The sequence below is a fragment of the Pseudomonas sp. YA1 genome (genome assembly GCF_058680555.1).
The window spans coordinates 225,056-243,721 of the sequence record NZ_JBZWBG010000006.1 but is presented as its reverse complement, the minus strand read 5'-3'; the positions used below and the strand labels follow the sequence as shown (position 1 = coordinate 243,721).

General features: G+C 68.0%; 11 protein-coding genes and 1 pseudogene. 4 read left to right on the top strand and 8 right to left on the bottom strand.

The window, feature by feature from the left end:
* Positions 1-11 precede the first annotated feature (11 nt).
* A complete protein-coding gene (locus tag AC4OR5_RS10635) occupies positions 12-1,235 on the top strand; it encodes a T6SS phospholipase effector Tle1-like catalytic domain-containing protein (RefSeq protein WP_003088736.1) in 1,224 nt (407 codons plus the stop codon).
* 19 nt (positions 1,236-1,254) lie between these two features.
* Here AC4OR5_RS10635 and AC4OR5_RS10630 read toward each other — a convergent pair whose 3' ends face one another.
* From AC4OR5_RS10630 to AC4OR5_RS10600, 7 genes are all read right to left on the bottom strand, one after another.
* Positions 1,255-2,310, bottom strand: coding sequence for a copper resistance protein B (locus AC4OR5_RS10630; RefSeq protein WP_058160400.1), 1,056 nt, complete (start codon positions 2,308-2,310; stop codon positions 1,255-1,257).
* The gene (locus AC4OR5_RS10625; RefSeq protein WP_033984006.1) at positions 2,307-4,127 is read right to left on the bottom strand and encodes a copper resistance system multicopper oxidase; all 1,821 of its coding nucleotides are present in this window, start codon (positions 4,125-4,127) and stop codon (positions 2,307-2,309) included. Before AC4OR5_RS10625 ends, AC4OR5_RS10630 begins: the two co-directional genes overlap by 4 nt.
* A gap of 148 nt (positions 4,128-4,275) precedes the next feature.
* Positions 4,276-4,914: a YdcF family protein gene (locus tag AC4OR5_RS10620; RefSeq protein WP_003088740.1), complete on the bottom strand. Its 639-nt coding sequence runs from the start codon at positions 4,912-4,914 to the stop codon at positions 4,276-4,278.
* Entirely contained in the window at positions 4,911-5,579 is a 669-nt protein-coding gene (locus tag AC4OR5_RS10615; protein ID WP_058160401.1) for an HAD family hydrolase, read from the bottom strand. Before AC4OR5_RS10615 ends, AC4OR5_RS10620 begins: the two co-directional genes overlap by 4 nt.
* Before the next feature lies 1 nt (position 5,580).
* Positions 5,581-6,744 carry an MFS transporter gene (locus AC4OR5_RS10610; RefSeq protein ID WP_003109654.1) on the bottom strand — a complete coding sequence of 388 codons (1,164 nt, stop codon included), beginning with the start codon at positions 6,742-6,744 and terminating at the stop codon, positions 5,581-5,583.
* Between the two features lie 43 nt (positions 6,745-6,787).
* Positions 6,788-8,512 carry a carbamoyltransferase family protein gene (locus AC4OR5_RS10605; protein ID WP_058160402.1) on the bottom strand — a complete coding sequence of 575 codons (1,725 nt, stop codon included), beginning with the start codon at positions 8,510-8,512 and terminating at the stop codon, positions 6,788-6,790.
* 179 nt (positions 8,513-8,691) lie between these two features.
* Positions 8,692-11,334, bottom strand: a complete 2,643-nt coding sequence (locus AC4OR5_RS10600; RefSeq protein ID WP_058160403.1) for a TonB-dependent receptor — start codon at positions 11,332-11,334, stop codon at positions 8,692-8,694.
* A gap of 275 nt (positions 11,335-11,609) precedes the next feature.
* On the opposite strand from AC4OR5_RS10600, the gene fusA reads away from it, so the two are divergent.
* From fusA to AC4OR5_RS10585, 3 genes and pseudogenes are all read left to right on the top strand, one after another.
* On the top strand, positions 11,610-13,718 hold the full coding sequence (gene fusA / locus AC4OR5_RS10595) for an elongation factor G (protein WP_003139642.1): 2,109 nt from the start codon (positions 11,610-11,612) through the stop codon (positions 13,716-13,718).
* A 171-nt stretch (positions 13,719-13,889) separates the two neighbouring features.
* The gene (locus AC4OR5_RS10590; RefSeq protein ID WP_003128667.1) at positions 13,890-16,484 is read left to right on the top strand and encodes a bifunctional diguanylate cyclase/phosphodiesterase; all 2,595 of its coding nucleotides are present in this window, start codon (positions 13,890-13,892) and stop codon (positions 16,482-16,484) included.
* A gap of 159 nt (positions 16,485-16,643) precedes the next feature.
* Positions 16,644-16,847: pseudogene (locus AC4OR5_RS10585) on the top strand (nitrilase-related carbon-nitrogen hydrolase); the annotation flags it as partial.
* A gap of 28 nt (positions 16,848-16,875) precedes the next feature.
* Here the strand turns inward: AC4OR5_RS10585 and AC4OR5_RS10580 are convergent.
* A complete protein-coding gene (locus tag AC4OR5_RS10580) occupies positions 16,876-18,537 on the bottom strand; it encodes a hypothetical protein (protein ID WP_023101308.1) in 1,662 nt (553 codons plus the stop codon).
* Positions 18,538-18,666: the final 129 nt, after the last annotated feature.

Below are 18,666 nucleotides of genomic sequence, written 5' to 3'. Positions count from 1 at the left end.
GCGTGAGCCCAATGGACGATCTCTCCCCCGATTCCGCCTTGCCGCCTGCCGGCAGCGCCCAGGACAACGACGCGCCGCGCCAGTTGGTGGTCTGCATCGACGGAACCTCGAACCGCTTCGGCGACCAGCCGACCAACGTGGTGCGCCTGTACCGTTCGCTGTCGCGCGATCCGCGCAGGGTGCTGGCCTACTACGACCAGGGCGTCGGCACCTTCGGCCTGAAGGAAACCCTGTTCGAGTGGCAGAAGTTTCCCTCGCGGATCGCTGGCCTGGCCTTCGGCTGGGGGCTCAAGCGCAACGTCGAGGGCGCCTATCGCTTCCTCGCCGAGCACTACCGGCCCGGCGACCAGATATTCCTCTTCGGCTTTTCCCGTGGCGCCTACGCGGTGCGCGTGCTGGCCGCGATGCTGCGTGCGGTGGGCCTGATCGATGCGCACCAGCCGCACCTCTTCGACTACGCCTGGACCCTGCTCACCACCCGCATGCCGCCCCGCGACGAAGACAAGCGGGCCGGCACGCGTCGCCGCGGGCCGGACTTCGGCCTGCTGGGGCGCTTCCGCAAGGTCTTCGGCCGGCAGGTGAAGGTGCACTTCCTCGGCCTGTTCGACACCGTGACCTCGGTGGGCTGGGTCTACGACCCGCTGACCGTGCCGTATTCCTCGAACAACGAAATGGTCGACGTGGTCCGCCAGGCCCTGGCCATCGACGAATGCCGCTGCTTCTTCCGGCAGAACCTCTGGTTCGGCGAGAAGGACCGCAAGTCCGACGTGTTGCAGGTGTGGTTCCCCGGCATGCACTCCGATGTCGGCGGTGGCTATGCGCCGAAGGACTCGCGGCTGGCCCTGGTGGCCTTTACCTGGATGCTCGGCGAGGCGCTGGAGGCCGGCCTGCATGTCGACCCGGCGCGCAGCCGCGACCAGTTGCGCGCACGTTCGAAGCAGGGCCCGGACCCGACCGCGCCGATCCTGCCGGTGATGACCCGGCCCTGGCGCCTGGCCGAGTGGCTGCCGCTGCTGGTCTGGGACCGCCGCAGCGGCAACCGCGCCTGGCGCTGGTCGCGTGGCCGGCCGCGCTCGCGGCCGCTGGAACCGGTCGGGCAGGAAACCCGGGTCAAGCTGCACCGTTCGGTGCAGCGGCGGCTGGACGAATGCCCCGACTACCGGCCGTGCAACCTGCCAGCGCTGGAACGCTGCGACCTCATCGACGATTCGCCGTTGCTCGACGGCTACCGCTAGCGGCTGGCCGCGATCGCGTTCAGAACCACATGCGGATACCGGCGACGAAGCGCGCCTCGTCGTCGTCCTCGCCCTCGGCGCGGGCCAGGTCGGCGCTGTTGCCGTAGGAGCGGTTCCAGGTCACCCCGATGTAGGGCGCGAACTCGCGACGGATCTCGTAGCGCAGGCGCAGGCCCAGCTCGCTATCGGCAAGGCCCGAACCGATGCCGCGGGCGGGATCGTTCCTGCCGTACAGGTTGACCTCGGCGCTGGGCTGGAGGATCAGCCGGTTGGTCAACAGGATGTCGTACTCGCCCTCCAGGCGCAGCGCGCTCTGGCCGTTCTCGCCGAGGAAGGCGGTGACTTCCGCCTCGAAGTCGTAGAGCGCCAGGCCCTGCACGCCGAACGCCGCCCAGGTCTGCGGCGAGCCGGGCTTGAAATCCTGGCGCACGCCGGCGACCAGGTCCCACCAGGGACCGATGGCGTGCCCGAACAGCGCCTGGACCTCGGCGTCCTCGGTCTTGCCGTCGAGCCGTTCGCCTTCGCTGCGCAGCCACAGGCGGTTGATGTCGCCGCCGATCCAGCCGCTGGCGTCCCAGGCCAGCGCGCTGCCGTCGTCGGCGTCCTGGTATTCCAACTGGTCGAGCAGGAAGAAGCTGTTCAGCGCGCTGTCGTGCACCTTGTGCCCCTCCAGCGGCGGAAAGGCGGCACGGCGGTCGGCCTCGGTCGGCACCGGGATCGGCGTACGGCTCTGGCTGGGCGCGGCCTGCGCCGGAGGTTGCCGCGCAGCGTGGCTCATCCCCGGCATCCGGCCATGGTCCATTCCCTGGTGCTCCATGGGCTGTGCCGGGGTGGGCGATGCGGCGCCGTGGTCCATCCCCGGCATCCGGCCATGCCCCATCCCCTGGTGGTCCATGGGTTTCGCCGGGGCGGGGGTCCTCTGGCCGTGGTCCATGCCAGGCATCGCGCCGTGGTCCATGGCCGAGTGCTCCATGCCATTGTCCTGCGCGGCCTCGACGGGATTCGGCAGGCCCAGCAGCAGACCCAGGGCGAGGGCACCGCCGGCCAGGCGGGCGGGTTTCGGCTGGCGGCTCATGCGTTGTCTCCTTCGTCTACCCGCACTTCGCGGAACATGCCCATCTCCATGTGGAACAGCAGGTGGCAGTGGTAGGCCCAGCGCCCCAGGGCGTCGGCGGTGACCCGGTAGCTGCGGCGGGTGCCCGGCGGCATGTCGATGGTGTGCTTGCGCACCAGGAAGTTGCCTTGCTCGTCCTCCAGGTCGCTCCACATGCCGTGCAGGTGGATCGGGTGGGTCATCATGGTGTCGTTGACCAGGACGATCCGCAGGCGCTCGCCGTAGGTCAGGCGCAGCGGCTCGGCGTCGGAGAACTTGATGCCGTCGAAGGACCAGGCGAACTTCTCCATGTGCCCGGTCAGGTGCAGCTCGATGGTGCGCCCCGGCTCGCGGCCGTCCGGGTCGGCGAAGCGGCTGCGCAGGTCGGCGTAGGTCAGCACCCGCCGCCCGTTGTCGCGCAGGCCGAGGCCGGGGTCGGCGAGCTTCGGTGTCGGCGTCATGGTCTGCATGTCGACCAGCGGGTTGCCGTCCTCCGAAGCCGGATGGGACTGCATCGGCATGGCGCCCATGCCCATCCTGGAATGGTCCATGCCGTTCATGTCCATGCCGGCCATCTTGGAGTGGTCCATGCCGTTCATGTCCATGCCCGACATCTTCGAATGGTCCATCTCGCTGGCGGGCCTCGTCGCCGCGCCATGCCCCATGGCGCCGTGGTCCATGCCGCCCATGCCCATGTCGTCCATGCCGATCAGCGGGCGCGGATCGGGCGTCGGCACCGGCGCGCTAAGCCCTTCGGCCAGCGCCAGGGTGCCGCGGGCGTAGCCGCTGCGGTCCATGGACTGGGCGAAGAGGGTATAGGCGCGCTCGCCGCCCGGCTCGACGATCACGTCGTAGGTCTCGGCCACGGCGATGCGCAACTCGTCGACGCTGACCGGCTCGACGTGCTGTCCGTCGGCGGCCACCACGGTCATCTTCAGGCCGGGAATGCGGACGTCGAAATAGCTCATCGCCGAGGCGTTGACGAAGCGCAGGCGGAGCTTTTCGCCGGGGCGGAACAGGCCGGTCCAGTTGCCGTCCGGCGGCTGTCCGTTGAGCAGGTAGGTATAGGTGTAGCCGCTGACGTCGGCGAGATCGGTGGGACTCATCTTCATCTCGGCCCACATCTTGCGGTCGGCCAAGGTCGCGGCCCAGCCGTTGGCGCTGACGTCGTCGATGAAGTCGCCGACGGTGCGCTTGTGGAAGTTGTAGTAGTCGGACTGCTTCTTCAGCTTGGCGAGGATGCGCTGCGGCTTCTCGTCCGACCAGTCGCTGAGCAGCACCACGTAGTCGCGGTCGTAGCTGAACGGTTCCGGCTCGCGGGCGTCGATCACCAGGGCGCCGTAGACCCCGGCCTGCTCCTGTAGCCCCGAGTGGCTGTGGTACCAGTAGGTGCCGTTCTGCCGGACCTTGAAGCGGTATTCGTAGAGACCGCCGGGAGCGATGCCTTCGAAGCTGAGGCCCGGCACGCCATCCATGTTGGCCGGCAGGATGATGCCGTGCCAGTGGATCGAGGTGTCCTCGGCGAGGCGGTTGCGCACCCGCAGGGTCACGTTGTCGCCTTCGCGCCAGCGCAGGGTCGGGCCGGGCAGCGAACCGTTGATGGTCATGGCGGTGGCCGGCGAGCCGCTGAGGTTCACCGGGGTCTCGCCGATGAACAGGTCGAAACTGTCGCCGGCGAGCAGGTTCTGCTGGCCCGGCCCGGCCAGGGCCCAGGCCGGGGCGCGCCAGAGACCCAGTCCGCCGAGCAGACCGGTGGCGGCGAGGCCTTTGACGAAGGTGCGTCGCGAAGTTCTGTGCATCCGCTGGTTTCCACGCAGGTGGCAGGACGGACTGCGCGAGCCTGCGCAGCCGGGAGGTCGCGGCCCCGCCAGGGCGGTGCGGCGATGCGGACACCCTAGCGGCGCGCGCCTGTCGGCAAGCTGTGGGGAAGATTACAGAGCTGTCAGCTCAGCGCGGCGGGTTCACCAGGTGGCGGTCGAAACCCCGCGCCACCAGGCGTTCCCAGGCGTCCATGACCTGCGCCGGGATCGGGCAGGCGACCTGGAAGCCCAGCGCCGGGTAACGCATGATGCGGTCGAGGTCGCCAACCATCTCGTCGATCACCCCGAGTACGCCGACCAGGTTCGAGATGCCGTCGGGAAATGCGTAGTCGGGCGCATCCACGTGTCCCTCCAGCCCCGGCCAGCGGACCGGCAGGGTCAGCGCCACGCGGCGGATCGAGTTGGGCTTGGTGACGAAGGTCGCGCGGCGCAGGTCGGGGAACAGCTCGCGGGCGAAGGCGATGTTCTCGGCGAAGTTGGTCGCCCGCGGCTCGATCACGATGAGGCTGTCGCTTACCCCGCGTGCCCTGGCGTGGCGGGCGAACAGCTCGGCTTCCGGCTCGACCCAGAGATGGCGCGTCCAGTGCCCGGTGTTGCCGGTGAACAGCAGGCGTTCGGCGAGGCCGCGTTCGAGCAGTTCGCAGGCGTGGTCGCAGACCCGCAGGTCGTAGGAGCCGCATACCACCAGCAGTTCGCAGGGCACATGGCAGCGGCCCTGGCCGAGGAAGTCCCAGAGCAGCCGGGCATCTTGCAGGGTCGGGCTCATGGGACGCCAACGCTCCTCTCGCTGCCGGTCGTGGCGGGGTGCCGATGCTGGCAGTACAGCCGGTCGTCTTCGCGGACGATCCGCAGCTCGCGGAAATCCCGGACCGACCAGCGCGCGCCGGCGGCGAGCAGGCCGCTCTCCTCGCCGATCACCACGCAGGTCGCGCCGGCGGCGCAGGCGGCCTGCACGCCGCTGAGGGAGTCTTCGAACACCAGGCAGCGCGACGGTGCCACGCCGAGCCTGGCCGCGGCCAGGCGATAGCCATCCGGAGCCGGCTTGCCGTGGACCACGTCGTCGCGGCTGACCAGGGTGCGGAACGCCGCCTGCAGGTCGTGCTGGCGCAGCACGTGGTCGATGCGTGCCGGCCAACTGCTGGTGACCAGCGCCAAGGGCACGTCCAGCCAACGCAGCTGGCGGATCACCGCGGCGACGCCGGGCAGCAGGGGACAGTCGGCGCCTTCCTCCAGCGCATCGACCCGTTGCTTGAGGATCCGCCGGCGCTCCATCGGCAGGTGGCCGAACAGATAGTCCAGGGTGTAGCCGCCCGGACGACCGTGCACGTGGTCGCGCAGGCAGTCCGGGCCGAGCGCCACGCCCTGTTCGCCGGCAACCCGGCTCCAGGCCGCGGCGATGGCTTCGCGGGAGCTGATCAGGACGCCGTCCATGTCAAACAGAACGGCTGAAAACGCTAGTCGATGCATCTCGGGCACTCTGTAGGGCAAGCCAGACCAGGACCGCGCCGCCGAGGGCGAACAGCGCCATGATCAGATAGGACCACTGCGGCAGGCCTTCGTACAGCCAGCCGGCGGCCGGACTGGCGAGGCCCATGGGCAGCGCTACCGCCAGAGAGTAGTAGATTCCCTGGGTCAGTACCCGCGCGCTTTCCGGCGCGTGGTCGCGGATGTAGCGCATCACCGCGGCGTGGTAGGCGGCGAAGCTGAGGGCGTGCAAGCACTGGCCGAGGAGGATCGCGGCGAGATGTTCGCTGCCGGCCAGCAGGCCCCAGCGCAGCGCCGCGCAAAGGCTGGAGAAGAGCATCACCTGGAGCGCCGGGTGGCGGTCCAGGATGCGGTTGGAGACGGCGAAGAAGCTGATCTCGGCGATCACCGCCAGGCCCCAGAAGGCGCCGACCGAGAACGACGAGTAGCCCAGCGCCTGCCAGCCCAGCGAGGCGGTGGTGAAGTACAGCGAGTGGCTCAGCTGGATCATTCCCGCCGCGGCGATGGCCAGCAGCAGGGGGCGTTGCCGGAGGATCCCGCGCAGGTCGGGACGGCGCCTGGCGCCCGGCAGCGGCGAGTCCGGACGGCGCAGGCTGCGGCGACGGAGGAACAGGCAGGCGAGGGCGGTGAGCAGCATCGTCAGGCCGACCAGGGCGGGCACCAGTTGCTGGCCGAACCGACCGAGCAGCAGGCCGCCCAGGGTCGCGGTGAGGATGAAGGCCAGCGAACCGACTGCGCGTACCCGCCCGTAGTTCTGCAGGGCGGCTTTGTCGCGCTTGAGCAGGTAGGATTCGGTGAGCGGCAGCACGCTGGTCCAGAACGCGCCGTAGAGCACGCTCAGGGCGATGAACAGCGGCAGGCCCTCGGCCAGCTGGAACAGCAGGGCGCAGGCGCCGGCCAGGGCCGCCAGCAGGGTCGCCAGGCGCAACTGGTCGATGCGCCAGTCGGCCACGTAGGTCAGCGCCACCCCGGCGATCACCTGCGGCCAGTAGGCCGCGGCGATCAACAGGCCGATCTGGCTGGCGCCGAAGCCCAGGCTGGCCAGCCAGGTCGGCCAGAACGGATAGATCAGCCCCTCGGCGGCGAAGTAGCCGGAAAAGATCAGGTACATGCCGGTTCACGCGTCGCCGTGCCGGTTCGCTGCGGTTTGCGCCTCACTCGAAGCGCGCCCTGGCGAAGGCGTTCTCGCCCTTGCGCCAGACCAGCAGGGACTCGCCCAGCACCACCAGGTCGACCATGCCGTCCTCCAGCGCGCCGAGGGCGTCCTGCGGGGCGCAGACGATCGGTTCCTCGTGGCGGTTGAAGGAGGTGTTGATCAGCGCCGGCTGGCCGCTGCGGGCATGCCAGGCATGCAGCAGGGCGTGCATGAACGGATCGGCCTGCGGCCGGATGATCTGCGGCCGGGCGGTGCCGTCGACATGCACCACCGCCGGGCAGCGCGCGCGGAAATCCGCATGGCAGTCGTAGGTCATGGTCATGTAGTCGGCCGCCACCTGGTCTTCGCGCCAGCCGATGTAGCAGCCCTCGGCGTGCTCGACCGCGGTGACCGGGGCGAATGGCATGAACTCGGTGCGTTCCATGCGCTGGTTGAGCCAGTCGTTGGCGCTGGCATCGCCGGGATGGTAGACGATGCTGCGGTTGCACAAGGCGCGCGGACCGAACTCCATGCGGCCCTTGAACATGCCCAGCACCTGGTTTTCCCGCAGCGCTTCGACCAGCGTCTCGATCAGGTTGGCTGGCCGGCTGTAGGCCAGCTGCGGGTACTGGCTGGCGATCAGCTCGGCATTCTGCGCGGCGCTGCGCGCGTCCGGCCCGAGGGCCATGCTCGGCGCCGGGAAGCGCGTACCGTTCTCGCGATAGGCCACCGCCACCGCCGCGGCCAGGGCCAGGCCGCCGTCGCCCATGCAGGGCAGCACGTAGACATCGCGGACCCCGGGGATCTCGCGCAGGCGCTGGTTCAGCTTGACGTTGCCGAACACCCCGCCGGCCAGGCACAGGTTGGCACAACCGGTGCGCGCCACGTGCTCCCGGGCGATGGCCACCAGCAGGTCTTCGGAGTGCCGTTGCGCGGCGGCGGCGACATCCGCCGGGCGTTCCGCCGCGCAGCGTTGCAGCAGCGGATCGCTGTAGCCGTCGTAGGAGGGCAGGTACAGTTCGCCGCAGCGGGCGCGCAGGCGGCCGTTCTCCAGGCGGATCATGTCGTTCATCAGCGGCAGCAGCTTTTCCGCGTCGCCGAACGCCGCCAGGCCGGTGATCTTGCCTTCGTGGCGGTTCGGCTTGAAGCCGAGCAGGCGGGTGATGCGCCCGTAGAAGTAGCCCAGGCTGTCGACGCTGGTCTCGCGTTGCAGGACCGTCTCGCCGCCGTCGGCGCGGTAGTGGGTGACGGTGAGCGACTGGAAGTCGCCGCGGCCGTCGCAGGTGAGGGTCAGCGCCTCGTCGAACGGCGAGCAGACGAATGCGCCGAGGGCGTGGCATTCGTGATGGTCGATGTACTCGACCTTGCCGCGCAGGCCGTTGGCGCGGACGAAGGCATCGAATTCGCCGCGCTTGGCCTTGTCGTTGGCCATCTCGTCGGCGATCCGCTTGCGCAGGTGCGGCAGGCCCTCGGGACGCTCGCGGGCTTCCTCGAGGACCCGGTCCAGGTAGAGGTCGAGGTGCCGCCCGGCGTCGAACCCGGCGTTCCAGCCGTAGGCGATGCGGTCGATGTCGGCCAGGTCGATGCCGGCCTCGCCGAGCACATAGTCGATGGAGCGGCTCGGCCAGGCCTTGTGGTCCTTCTGGCGGGTGAAGCGCTCCTCGCTGGCGGCGGCGACGATCGTGCCGTCGCGCACCAGGCAGGCGCCGGCCAGGTCGTTGTTGGTGATCCCGAGAATGATCATGCGGTGTCCTCTTGCGCGAACGGGTGGGGGGCGAGAGGCGTAATAGGTTGCATGGCGCCGGGGGCCCAACAACCTGCCAGATCTGGTCGCCTGCGAAATCTGGCAGGGCTACCGGATCTGGTAGCTGGACAGCCGTCGACGGGCTTGCCGGCCATACCGGCCGGGCGCCCGCGCCGGCATCAGAAGCTGTAGCTGAGGCGGCCGAACAGGATGCGCCCGTAGGGATCGGTGTAGCGCGGGTCGTAGCCGCTCTGGAAGGTGTAGGTCTGGTTGCTGAACGGCGGTTCGCGGTCGAACAGGTTCTTCACCCCGAGGGTCAGCCCCAGCGCGTGGCTGAGGCGGTAGCTGCCGGCCAGGTCCCAGAGGTTCCACGAGCCGACCCTGCCGTGGCTGGCGCGATCGTAGTCGTTGTAGCCGCTGGTGTAGCGGTTGCTCAGGGTGGCCTGCCAGGCGTCGCGGCTCCAGGTGGCGTTGGCGACGTGCTTCCAGCGGGCGATCACGCCGACGCCCTGGAAGTCGCCGACGTTGTCCAGGTACTGGCCGCCGATCTGCTGCTGGAAGTCGTAGCGGGACACGTAGGTGCCTTGCAGGTCGAGCCCGAACTGCCCGTAGCGGCTGGCCGGGAAACGATAATCGAGGCTCAGGTCGACGCCGCTGGTCTTTACCTTGCCGAGGTTGGCCAGTCCGGTGACGACGTGATCGATCGAGCCGTCGGCCTTGCGCACGATGCGTCCGGCGTAGGCCTGCGGGTCGGCGAAGATCGCCGCTTCGGGAAACTCGGCGATCTGGTTGGCGATCCTGATCCACCAGAAGTCCAGGCCGACGGAAAGGTCGCGCAGCGGCTGGTAGACCAGGCCCAGGGTAACGTTGCGCGCGGTTTCCGGTCGCAGGTCGGTGTTGCCGCCGGTGGCGTTGTAGAACTGCTGGGCGCAGTCGCGGTTGGCGATGCCGCCCTGGCTCGGCTGGCCGCCGGCGCACAGGCGCGGGTCGTCGTAGTTGGCGCTGGTATAGGTGGTGAAGGTCGGGTTGTACAGTTCGTACAGCGACGGCGCGCGGAAACCTTCGCTGTAGGCGCCGCGCAGGACCAACTGGCGGAACGGCTGGAAGCGGAACGAATATTTCGGGTTGGTAGTGCTGCCGAAGTCGCTGTACTTGTCGTGGCGGATCGCCGCGCTGAGTTCCAGGCTGTCCAGCACCGGCACGTTGAGTTCGGCGTACTGCGCCTTCAGGTTGCGCTCGCCGCTGACCGTGGCGGCGGGATCGACGCCGAGGCTCTGCACGTTGCCGGCGAAGTCCTGGATGTCCTGGTGGAACGCTTCCTTGCGGAATTCGCCACCCAGCGCCAGGGCCGCCGGCCCGGCGCCGAACCAGTCGCCGATCTCCCGGCTGGCGCGGGCGTCCAGGCCCTTGACGCGGCCGACCGAGGTACGGAAGTCGCCGCTCAGGGCATGGCTGCCGAGGTAGGCGAGGCCGGCGTCGGTCTGCGGCCCGAACGGGTTCAGCGTCCCGTTGGCGATGCCGAGGGCGGCGGCGCGATCATCGACGTAGCCGCTGTGGATATGGTCGACCACCTTGTTCTGGTTGTACGAGGCGCCGATATCGTAGTCCCAGCCGGCGAACTGGCCGTCGAAGCCGAGCAGCAGGCGCTGGCCGGTGTTCTGCGAGGATTGCAGGCGCGGCCCGAGCACGCTCTGCCGCCAGTTGACCTCCACCGGACGGCTCGGGTCGAGGACGAAGCCGCCGGGACCGGGAGTGATGCCGTTGCCGGGATAGAAGGCGGTGCCGGGATCGATCTGCAGGCCGGTGAGGGTCCCTGGGCCGACCTGGGTAGCGTTGTCGTTGCGCGACCAGAAGTACTCCAGGCTGACGTTGTGCTCGTCGGCCAGCTTGCCGGTGGCGCGGCTGAACACCGAGGTCTTCTCGGTTTCCGGCACCAGGTCGAGGTAGCGCCACAGGCTCTGCCGGCAGATGCTGTTGCGCGGGATCAGGTCGGCGCCCTTGCAACCGCCGGCGGCCAGCGGATTGCTGGCGTTGGCTCCCTGGCTCCAGTTGCCGGGGAAGGCGGTGCCGGAGCTGTAGTCGAGGCCGCGTCCCGGCTGGTAATTGTAGGTGTAGCCGCGGTCCTTGGCGCCGAGGCGTTCCTGCTTGTCGTAGTTGGCCACCGCGAAGACATTGAAGCGATCCTCCTCCAGCTCGCCGAAGCCCCAGCTAGCGCTGACGTTGCGCTGGTTGCCGCCGCCGTCGTGGGTGGGGGAGGCGTAGCCGCTGTCGACGCGGCCTTCGTTCAGGCTCTTGCGGGTGATGAAGTTGATCACCCCGCCGATGGCATCGGTGCCGTACAGCGCGGAGGCGCCGTCGCGCAGCACCTCGACCCGGTCGATGGCGGCGAAGGGAATGGTGTTGAGATCCACCGCGGAGCCGTCGATGGCATTGTTCGCCAGGCGCCGGCCGTTGAGCAGCACCAGGGTCTTGTTCGCGCCGATCCCGCGCAGGTCGGCGAACGAGGCGCCGCCGGTGGCGCTGCCGACCGAGCGACTGGAGTTGTATACGCCCTGGTTGCCGGAAAGCCGGCCGATCAGTTCCTCGGTGCTGGTCACGCCCTGTTGGCGCAGCTCCTCGGCGCGCAGGACGCTGATCGGCACCGCGGTTTCCGCATCGACCCGGCGGATCGCGCTGCCGGTCACCTCGATTCGTTGCAACTGGACCGTGGGCGGGTCGACAGGCGCCTGTCCCTCCGCCGCGGCGGCGCTGCCGGGAGCGAGCTGCAGGGCCAGCAGCAGGGCGGCGCCCAGCGGCGCGTCGGTGTGGAGCGATCGGTGCATGGTCGGGGCATCCCTTGTTCCGGTGTGTCCAGGGATGTCCGTCGAGCCGGGGGATTTTCCAGGGACGGCTTAGACCTTTGCGCCATGAGTTTATGTCCGCTGGGAACAAGCCCGACCGTCGCGCCTTTCGTCGGCGGGCCGGAGCGGCAGAACCCGTACCCTCTGCCGAGGTCGAAAAGCAGGCGTCGCGGCGGTGCTGTGGCGTCCTTTCTTCAGCTACATTTTTCTTTCAGCAGTCGTTCCCATCATCCAGGGCAGCACCCAAGGGGCAGATCATGGCTCGCACCACTCCCATCGAGCTTTATCGCAACATCGGCATCGTCGCCCACGTCGACGCCGGCAAGACCACGACGACCGAGCGGATCCTCTTCTACACCGGCGTCAACCACAAGATGGGCGAGGTCCATGACGGCGCGGCGACCATGGACTGGATGGTCCAGGAGCAGGAGCGCGGCATCACCATCACCTCGGCGGCGACCACGGCCTTCTGGCAGGGCTCGACCAAGCAGTTCCCGCACCGCTATCGCTTCAACATCATCGACACCCCCGGCCACGTCGACTTCACCATCGAGGTGGAGCGCTCGCTGCGCGTGCTCGATGGCGCGGTGGTGGTGTTCAGCGGCGCCGACGGGGTCGAGCCGCAGTCCGAGACGGTCTGGCGCCAGGCCAACAAGTACCATGTGCCGCGCCTGGCCTACGTGAACAAGATGGACCGCCAGGGCGCCGATTTCCTCCGCGTGGTCGCGCAGATCAAGCTACGCCTGGGCCATGTCCCGGTGCCGATCCAGCTGGCGATCGGCGCGGAGGAAAACTTCAGCGGGCAGATCGACCTGGTGAAGATGAAGGCCATCTACTGGAACGATGACGACCAGGGCACCAGCTACCGCGAGGAGGAGATCCCGGCGGAGTTGCGGGCGCTGGCCGAGGAGTGGCGGGCGCACATGGTCGAGGCCGCCGCCGAGGCCAACGACGAACTGATGAACAAGTATCTGGAAGGCGAGGAACTGAGCATCGAGGAGATCAAGGCCGGGCTGCGCCAGCGGACCCTGGCCAACCAGATCGTACCGGCGGTGCTCGGCTCCTCGTTCAAGAACAAGGGCGTGCCTCTGGTGCTCGACGCGGTGATCGACTATCTCCCGGCTCCGTCGGAAATCCCGGCGATCAGGGGCACCGACCCGGACGACGAAGAGAAGCACGACGAGCGCCATGCGGACGACGACGAGCCGTTCTCGGCGCTGGCGTTCAAGATCGCCACCGACCCCTTCGTCGGCACCCTGACCTTCGCCCGCGTGTATTCCGGGGTGCTGACTTCCGGCGACGCGGTGCTCAACTCGGTGAAAGGCAAGAAGGAGCGGGTCGGGCGGATGGTGCAGATGCACGCCAACCAGCGCGACGAGATCAAGGAAGTGCGCGCCGGCGACATCGCCGCGCTGATCGGCATGAAGGACGTGACCACCGGCGACACCCTGTGCGCCATCGACAAGCCGATCATCCTCGAACGCATGGACTTCCCCGATCCGGTGATCTCGGTGGCGGTGGAACCGAAGACCAAGGCCGACCAGGAGAAGATGGGCATCGCTCTGAGCAAGCTGGCCCAGGAAGACCCGTCGTTCCGCGTGAAGACCGACGAGGAGACCGCGCAAACCATCATTTCCGGGATGGGCGAGTTGCACCTGGACATCATCGTCGACCGCATGCGCCGCGAGTTCGGCGTCGAAGCCAATATCGGCAAGCCGCAGGTGGCCTATCGCGAGACCATCCGCAACACCTGCGAGATCGAGGGCAAGTTCGTCCGCCAGTCCGGCGGCCGCGGCCAGTTCGGCCATTGCTGGATCCGCTTCGCTCCGGCCGACGAGGGGCAGGAAGGCTTGGAGTTCCACAACGAGGTGGTCGGCGGGGTGATTCCCCGCGAGTTCATCCCGGCGATCCAGAAGGGCATCGAGGACCAGATGCAGAACGGCGTGCTCGCCGGCTACCCGCTGATTGGCCTGAAGGCGACGGTGTACGACGGCTCCTACCATGACGTCGACTCCAGCGAGATGGCGTTCAAGATCGCCGCCTCGATGGCCACCAAGCAACTCTCGCAGAAGGGCGGAGCGGTGCTCCTGGAGCCGGTGATGAAGGTCGAGGTGGTGACCCCGGAGGACTACATGGGCGACGTGATGGGCGACCTCAACCGCCGGCGTGGCCTGATCCAGGGCATGGAGGATACCCCGGCGGGCAAGGTGATCCGTGCCGAGGTCCCGCTGGGCGAAATGTTCGGCTATGCCACCGACGTGCGCTCGATGTCCCAGGGGCGCGCGAGCTACTCGATGGAGTTCGTCCGCTATGCCGAGGTACCGGCCAGCGTGGCCGAGGCGATCGTCGCCAGGCAGGGCCGCTGAGAGCCGCCGCGCGCCGCCGAGGCCAGCGGCGGCGCGCGTCTTTCCGGGAGAGGCAGCCGCATCTCCGGCGCCGATGCGCTTGCCAAGCGGGTTTTTTGACGCCCCCTGGATGCTTAACTATAAGACAGTGACCAAGGCCCGCACCTATACGGTCACAAGGATGGCGAATCGATGCTTGCTTCAGCGATTGCCAGCGGTACCGCAGTCTCCCAGGTCTCCAAGCATCTCCTAATGTTCCTGGCCGCCCTTTTCCTCGCCCTCGGTGCATGCGGCTGGGCGATCCTGCACATCGCCAGGCAGCAGGACGACATCGCCATCGAGCAGAGCCATTTCTACGTGGAAAAGGCGCTGCAGAATCGCCGGGAAAATTCCGAGCAGTTCTCCACCACCTATTCGTTCTGGACCGACGCCTACGTCTATCTGGGAAACCGGGTCGACGTGGACTGGGCCTTCACCAAGAACAACCTCGGCTCGGTGCTCTACACCACCAACGGCTACGACGGCGTCTTCGTCATCGACGACCGTGGCACTCGCTACGCCATGCTCGAGGGCGAGCTGTCCGAGCGCTCGCTGGCCGACTCGCTGGGCGCCGATGCCGGAGACATCCTCAGCGCCGCCCGCCGCGCCGCGGTGGACGAGGCGGCGATCAGCCGCTACGTCGACTTCGACGGCGCACCGGCGATCCTGGTCGCCTCGGCGATCAAGCCCACCAGCGATCATGCGCCCATCGACCTGGACAAGGCCTCGGTGATGGTCTTCGTCGACCGGCTGACCCCGGCGAAGCTGGCCAAGCTCGGCGGCGACTACGGCATCGCCAACCTGCACCTGCTGGCCGGCGGCGCGGCGGGCGACAAGGAAAGCCTTGCCCTGGAGGGCACTCCCCATCGCCTGGCCTGGGTGTCGTCGCGTCCGGGTAGCGCCATGCTGCGGGAGACCGCGTTGCCGCTGCTGGGAATCTTCGTGCTCGCCGCCGGGCTGCTGTTCTGGCTGAGCCGCAGCGCCGTGCTCAACGCTCGCGCGGTGGATCGCCAGCAGAAGGTCCTGAAACGCAGCAACCAGGCCCTGCTGGCCAGCGAGGAACGTTTCAAGTCGATAGCCGAGGCGGCCTCGGACTGGATCTGGGAAGTCGACGGGCATTTCGTCTTCACCTATCTCTCCGTGCGCTTCCGCGACGTCACCGGCTACCAGCCGGAGGCCTGGATCGGGCGGCGGCTGGACGAGTTGCTGGATAGCGATACGGTGAACATCGTCAAGTGGCTGGAAGGGCTGCCCGATGCCGGTGCGCCGTCCAGCCTGGTCTGCGCTTTCCGCGACAGCCAGGGCCAGGCGCGGGTCGGCAAGCTGAGCGCCAGCGCGATCCGCAACGGCGTCGCCAGCGGCTATCGCGGCACGGCGGCCGACATCACCGACGAAGTCGAAGCCCATGCGAAGATCCAGCATTTGTCCCTGCACGATGCCCTGACCGGCCTGCCGAACCGCAACAAGCTGTTCCAGTTCCTCGAACGCCTGCTGGCGGAAAAGGCTGGCAAGTCGCCGGTAGCGGTACTGATGCTCGACCTCGACCGCTTCAAGCCGATCAACGACCAGCATGGCCATCCCGCCGGCGATGCGGTGCTCTACGCCATCGCCGAACGGCTGCGCGCCTCGACCCGCGACCAGGACATGGTTGCCCGGCTCGGCGGCGACGAGTTCGTGGTGGTCAGTACCCACGTGTCGTCGAAGCTGGAAATCGAGAAGTTCTGTAGCCGGCTGATCGACGTGATCAACCGCGAGATCGCCTACGAAGGGCACAGCTTCCATGTCGGCGCCAGCATCGGCGTGGCCCTGGCGCCGGAGCACGGCGGCGATCCGCGCGGCCTGCTGCGTTGCGCCGACGTGGCGATGTACGAGGCCAAGGCCGCGGGTCGCAATACCTGGCGTTTCTACTTGGAAGCGATGGACTCCCATCTCGCCGAGAAGAAGCTGCGCGAGACCGAGTTGCGCGCCGCCTTGCAGAACGGCGAGTTCGAGTTGTACTACCAGCCGCGCTTCCTGGCGCAGGAACAGACGATCGCCTCGGCGGAGGCGTTGATCCGCTGGAACCATCCGCACCGCGGGCTGATCGGCCCGGACGAGTTCATCGGCCTGGCGGAAGAAAGCGACCTGATCGTGCAGATCGGCAACTGGGTGCTGCGCGAGGCCTGCGCCACCGCCGCCTCCTGGCCGGGCGAGGTGATGGTCTCGGTGAACGTGTCGCCGGCGCAGTTCATGACCGGCGATATCGTCTGGCAGGTGCGCGAGGCGCTGCGCCTGGCCCACCTGGATGCCCGCCGGCTAGAGCTGGAGGTGACCGAGAACGTCATGCTCAACGATGTCGACGGCGCGCTGCGGACCATGACGGCCCTCAAGGAACTGGGCGTCCGCCTCAACATGGACGACTTCGGTACCGGCTATTCCTCGCTCGGCTACCTGCGCACCTATCCCTTCGACAGCATCAAGATCGACAAGCGCTTCGTCGCCAGCATGGAGAAGACCGGGCGCGACCGTTCGATCGTGCAGGCCATCATCAATCTCGGCAACGCCCTGAACCTGCGGGTCACCGCCGAGGGGGTGGAGACCGAAGGGCAGATGCATATCCTGCGCGACGAGCAATGCCACGAACTGCAAGGATTCCTGCTCAGCCGGCCGCTGGATGCGCAGGGCCTGCGCGACCTGCTGGCGCGCGAGGCGGGGCAGACCCAGGCACCACAGGTTTCCGCCGAGGGCCATGCTGCGCGCCGCCCTTGAGCGGGGGCAGAAGAGACCACGCGGAGCCTCAGCGGCCCTCGGTTCAGCGATCGCCCTGCGTATGGTTCAGAGAATGCTCAACTGATTATTTGACCTGACTGACTCCCTTCCCGTCTTCGCTTGCCGACACTCCGTCCTTCCCATGGCCTTGTGCCAGGGCCAGCGCCGGTGGTCGCCACCCGCTTCGGGCGAATCGCGGTGATGGTCTGCTACGACCTGGAGTTTCCCGAATGGGTGCGCCTGCCGGCGCTGTCCGGCGCACAACTGCTCTGCGCACCGGTGAACTGGCCGGCGGCACCGCGTCCCGAGGGCGAGCGGCCGGGCGCGGCTGGGCGAATGAAAAAGGGCGCGGGCCAGTATCGGCGCCGCGCCCTTTTGCCGGAGGAGAACCTTATTCCAGTTCGGCTGCGCTCTCTTCCTGGCGCTTCAACCCGGTATGACTGATGGCGTGCAGAGCGGTATTGAACTGTACGGTCTCGTTGAAACCCTTGACGATCTGCGCCAGCTTCTCGCGGGCGCTTTCCAGCTTCTTGAAGCGCTCGCCGAGTTCCAGGCTGCGCTGCTGGACGCTGGCTTCGCGCTTTTCCAGTTCGGCCTGGCGCAGGTTCTGCTGGCTGCGCAACTCTTCGAGGCGTTCCTGCTCGATCTGCAGTACCTCGGCTCGCCGCGCGCTGCTGCGCTCGCGGGCTTCGACGCTTTCCGCGAGTTGTTGCAGGGCCGCGCTGCGCTCGGCCAGGAGACGGTTGCTCTGCTCGGTTTCCCGCTCCAGCGCCTGGCGGTCGTCCTGCAGGCGCTTGTGCCACTGCCGGAGCTGCTTTTCCTTTTCCTGCAATTGCCGCTCCTTCTCGTGCAATTGCGTCTGGAGCGACTCCAGCGACTCCTGCTGCTTGAGCGCTTCCTGCTTCTGCTGGCTCAGTTGCTGGGCCATTCCGGCGAGGTCGGCCAGGGTGCCCTGCACGTCCTGTAGCAGATGCTCGGTATCGTTGCCGATATCGAGCGCGGTATCCGTATCCACGTGGGCTTCATCCTCGGGTTGGCGAATGACGGCGGCGGCCTGGGTGGGCGCCTCTCTGGCGTCGGCCTCGCCCTCGGCGCCCGCCAGGCGTGCGGGCGGCACCCGGAGGCGCAGCGACAGGCTGGGGACCCTGGCCGATACCGGTTCCGGCGCGGGTGCGGCGAGGGGGGAGGGGCTCGGGGGCATGGAGGATTCCTCGGCGGCGTCTGGAGACGGAAGGTTGGCGCTGCCCGTGGCGTCGGCGGCGTGCAGCGCGGGGTGGAGCATCTGCGCCAGGTCGGCAAGCTCCTCGCGAAGATGACTGGCGTTGTCGACGAAGGCGCCGATGGCCTCGGCATCCGCTACCTTGGCGGACTGCTCCGCTTTCGTCGCGAACTCGGCTGGCGCCCCACCCTCGGGCGCTGCCGTTTCCGCCTCCGGCCGCGGCTCGGGCTCGACGCAGCCGGCCTCGGTGACGGTTTCGTCTTCCGCCGCCTCGGGCTCGTCGATGGGCTCCGCCGGCCCGTCCGAGGCCTCGTCCGCATCGTCCGCGGCGAAGACATCGGGAGCGGCGTCTTCGAAAAGGGCCTCATGGACGAGCGGCGGGACGTCCGCGCAGGGTTCCTCGCCATCCAGGGCGGGGCCGTAGCCATGGGGGGACTCGAAGGTGACGAGCTTCATCACCCACTCGCGTTCGAGCACCAGGGAGCGGTGTTCTTCCCGGCGCGAGGGGGCGATGGCCGCGTCCTGCAGGTCGATGAGGTGGTAGGCCAGGTCGCTGGTCCGGCGGTTGCCGGTGGTGGCTTCGCGGACCAGCTGGCGGAACACCTGGATGGCCGCCTCGCAGGCCTCGTCGGTGTCGAGGCGGCCCAGGCGGAAGCCGTCGTCGGTCTTGAACAGGGAGGCGATGTAGACGCGCGAGTCGTTTTCGTCGACCTGTTCGTTGAGGCTGTAGGCGATGAAGTTGCGGTCGCTGGCGGGAATGGCGAAACCACACAACAAGGCCGCATTCAGTTCCGTCTGCTCGGCAGTTTCCACACTGATGGTTCGAAGAAGCATAAGCCCTGGAGATCCCGTTGGTGCTTGGAAGGTGTAACGGGCGAGGGTACCGGGAGCTATGGGCGAGGTAACTTGGACGAGTCCTATTGCCTTGTAAGAAAAATCTTGAAGATTTTACTGCGCACCGTG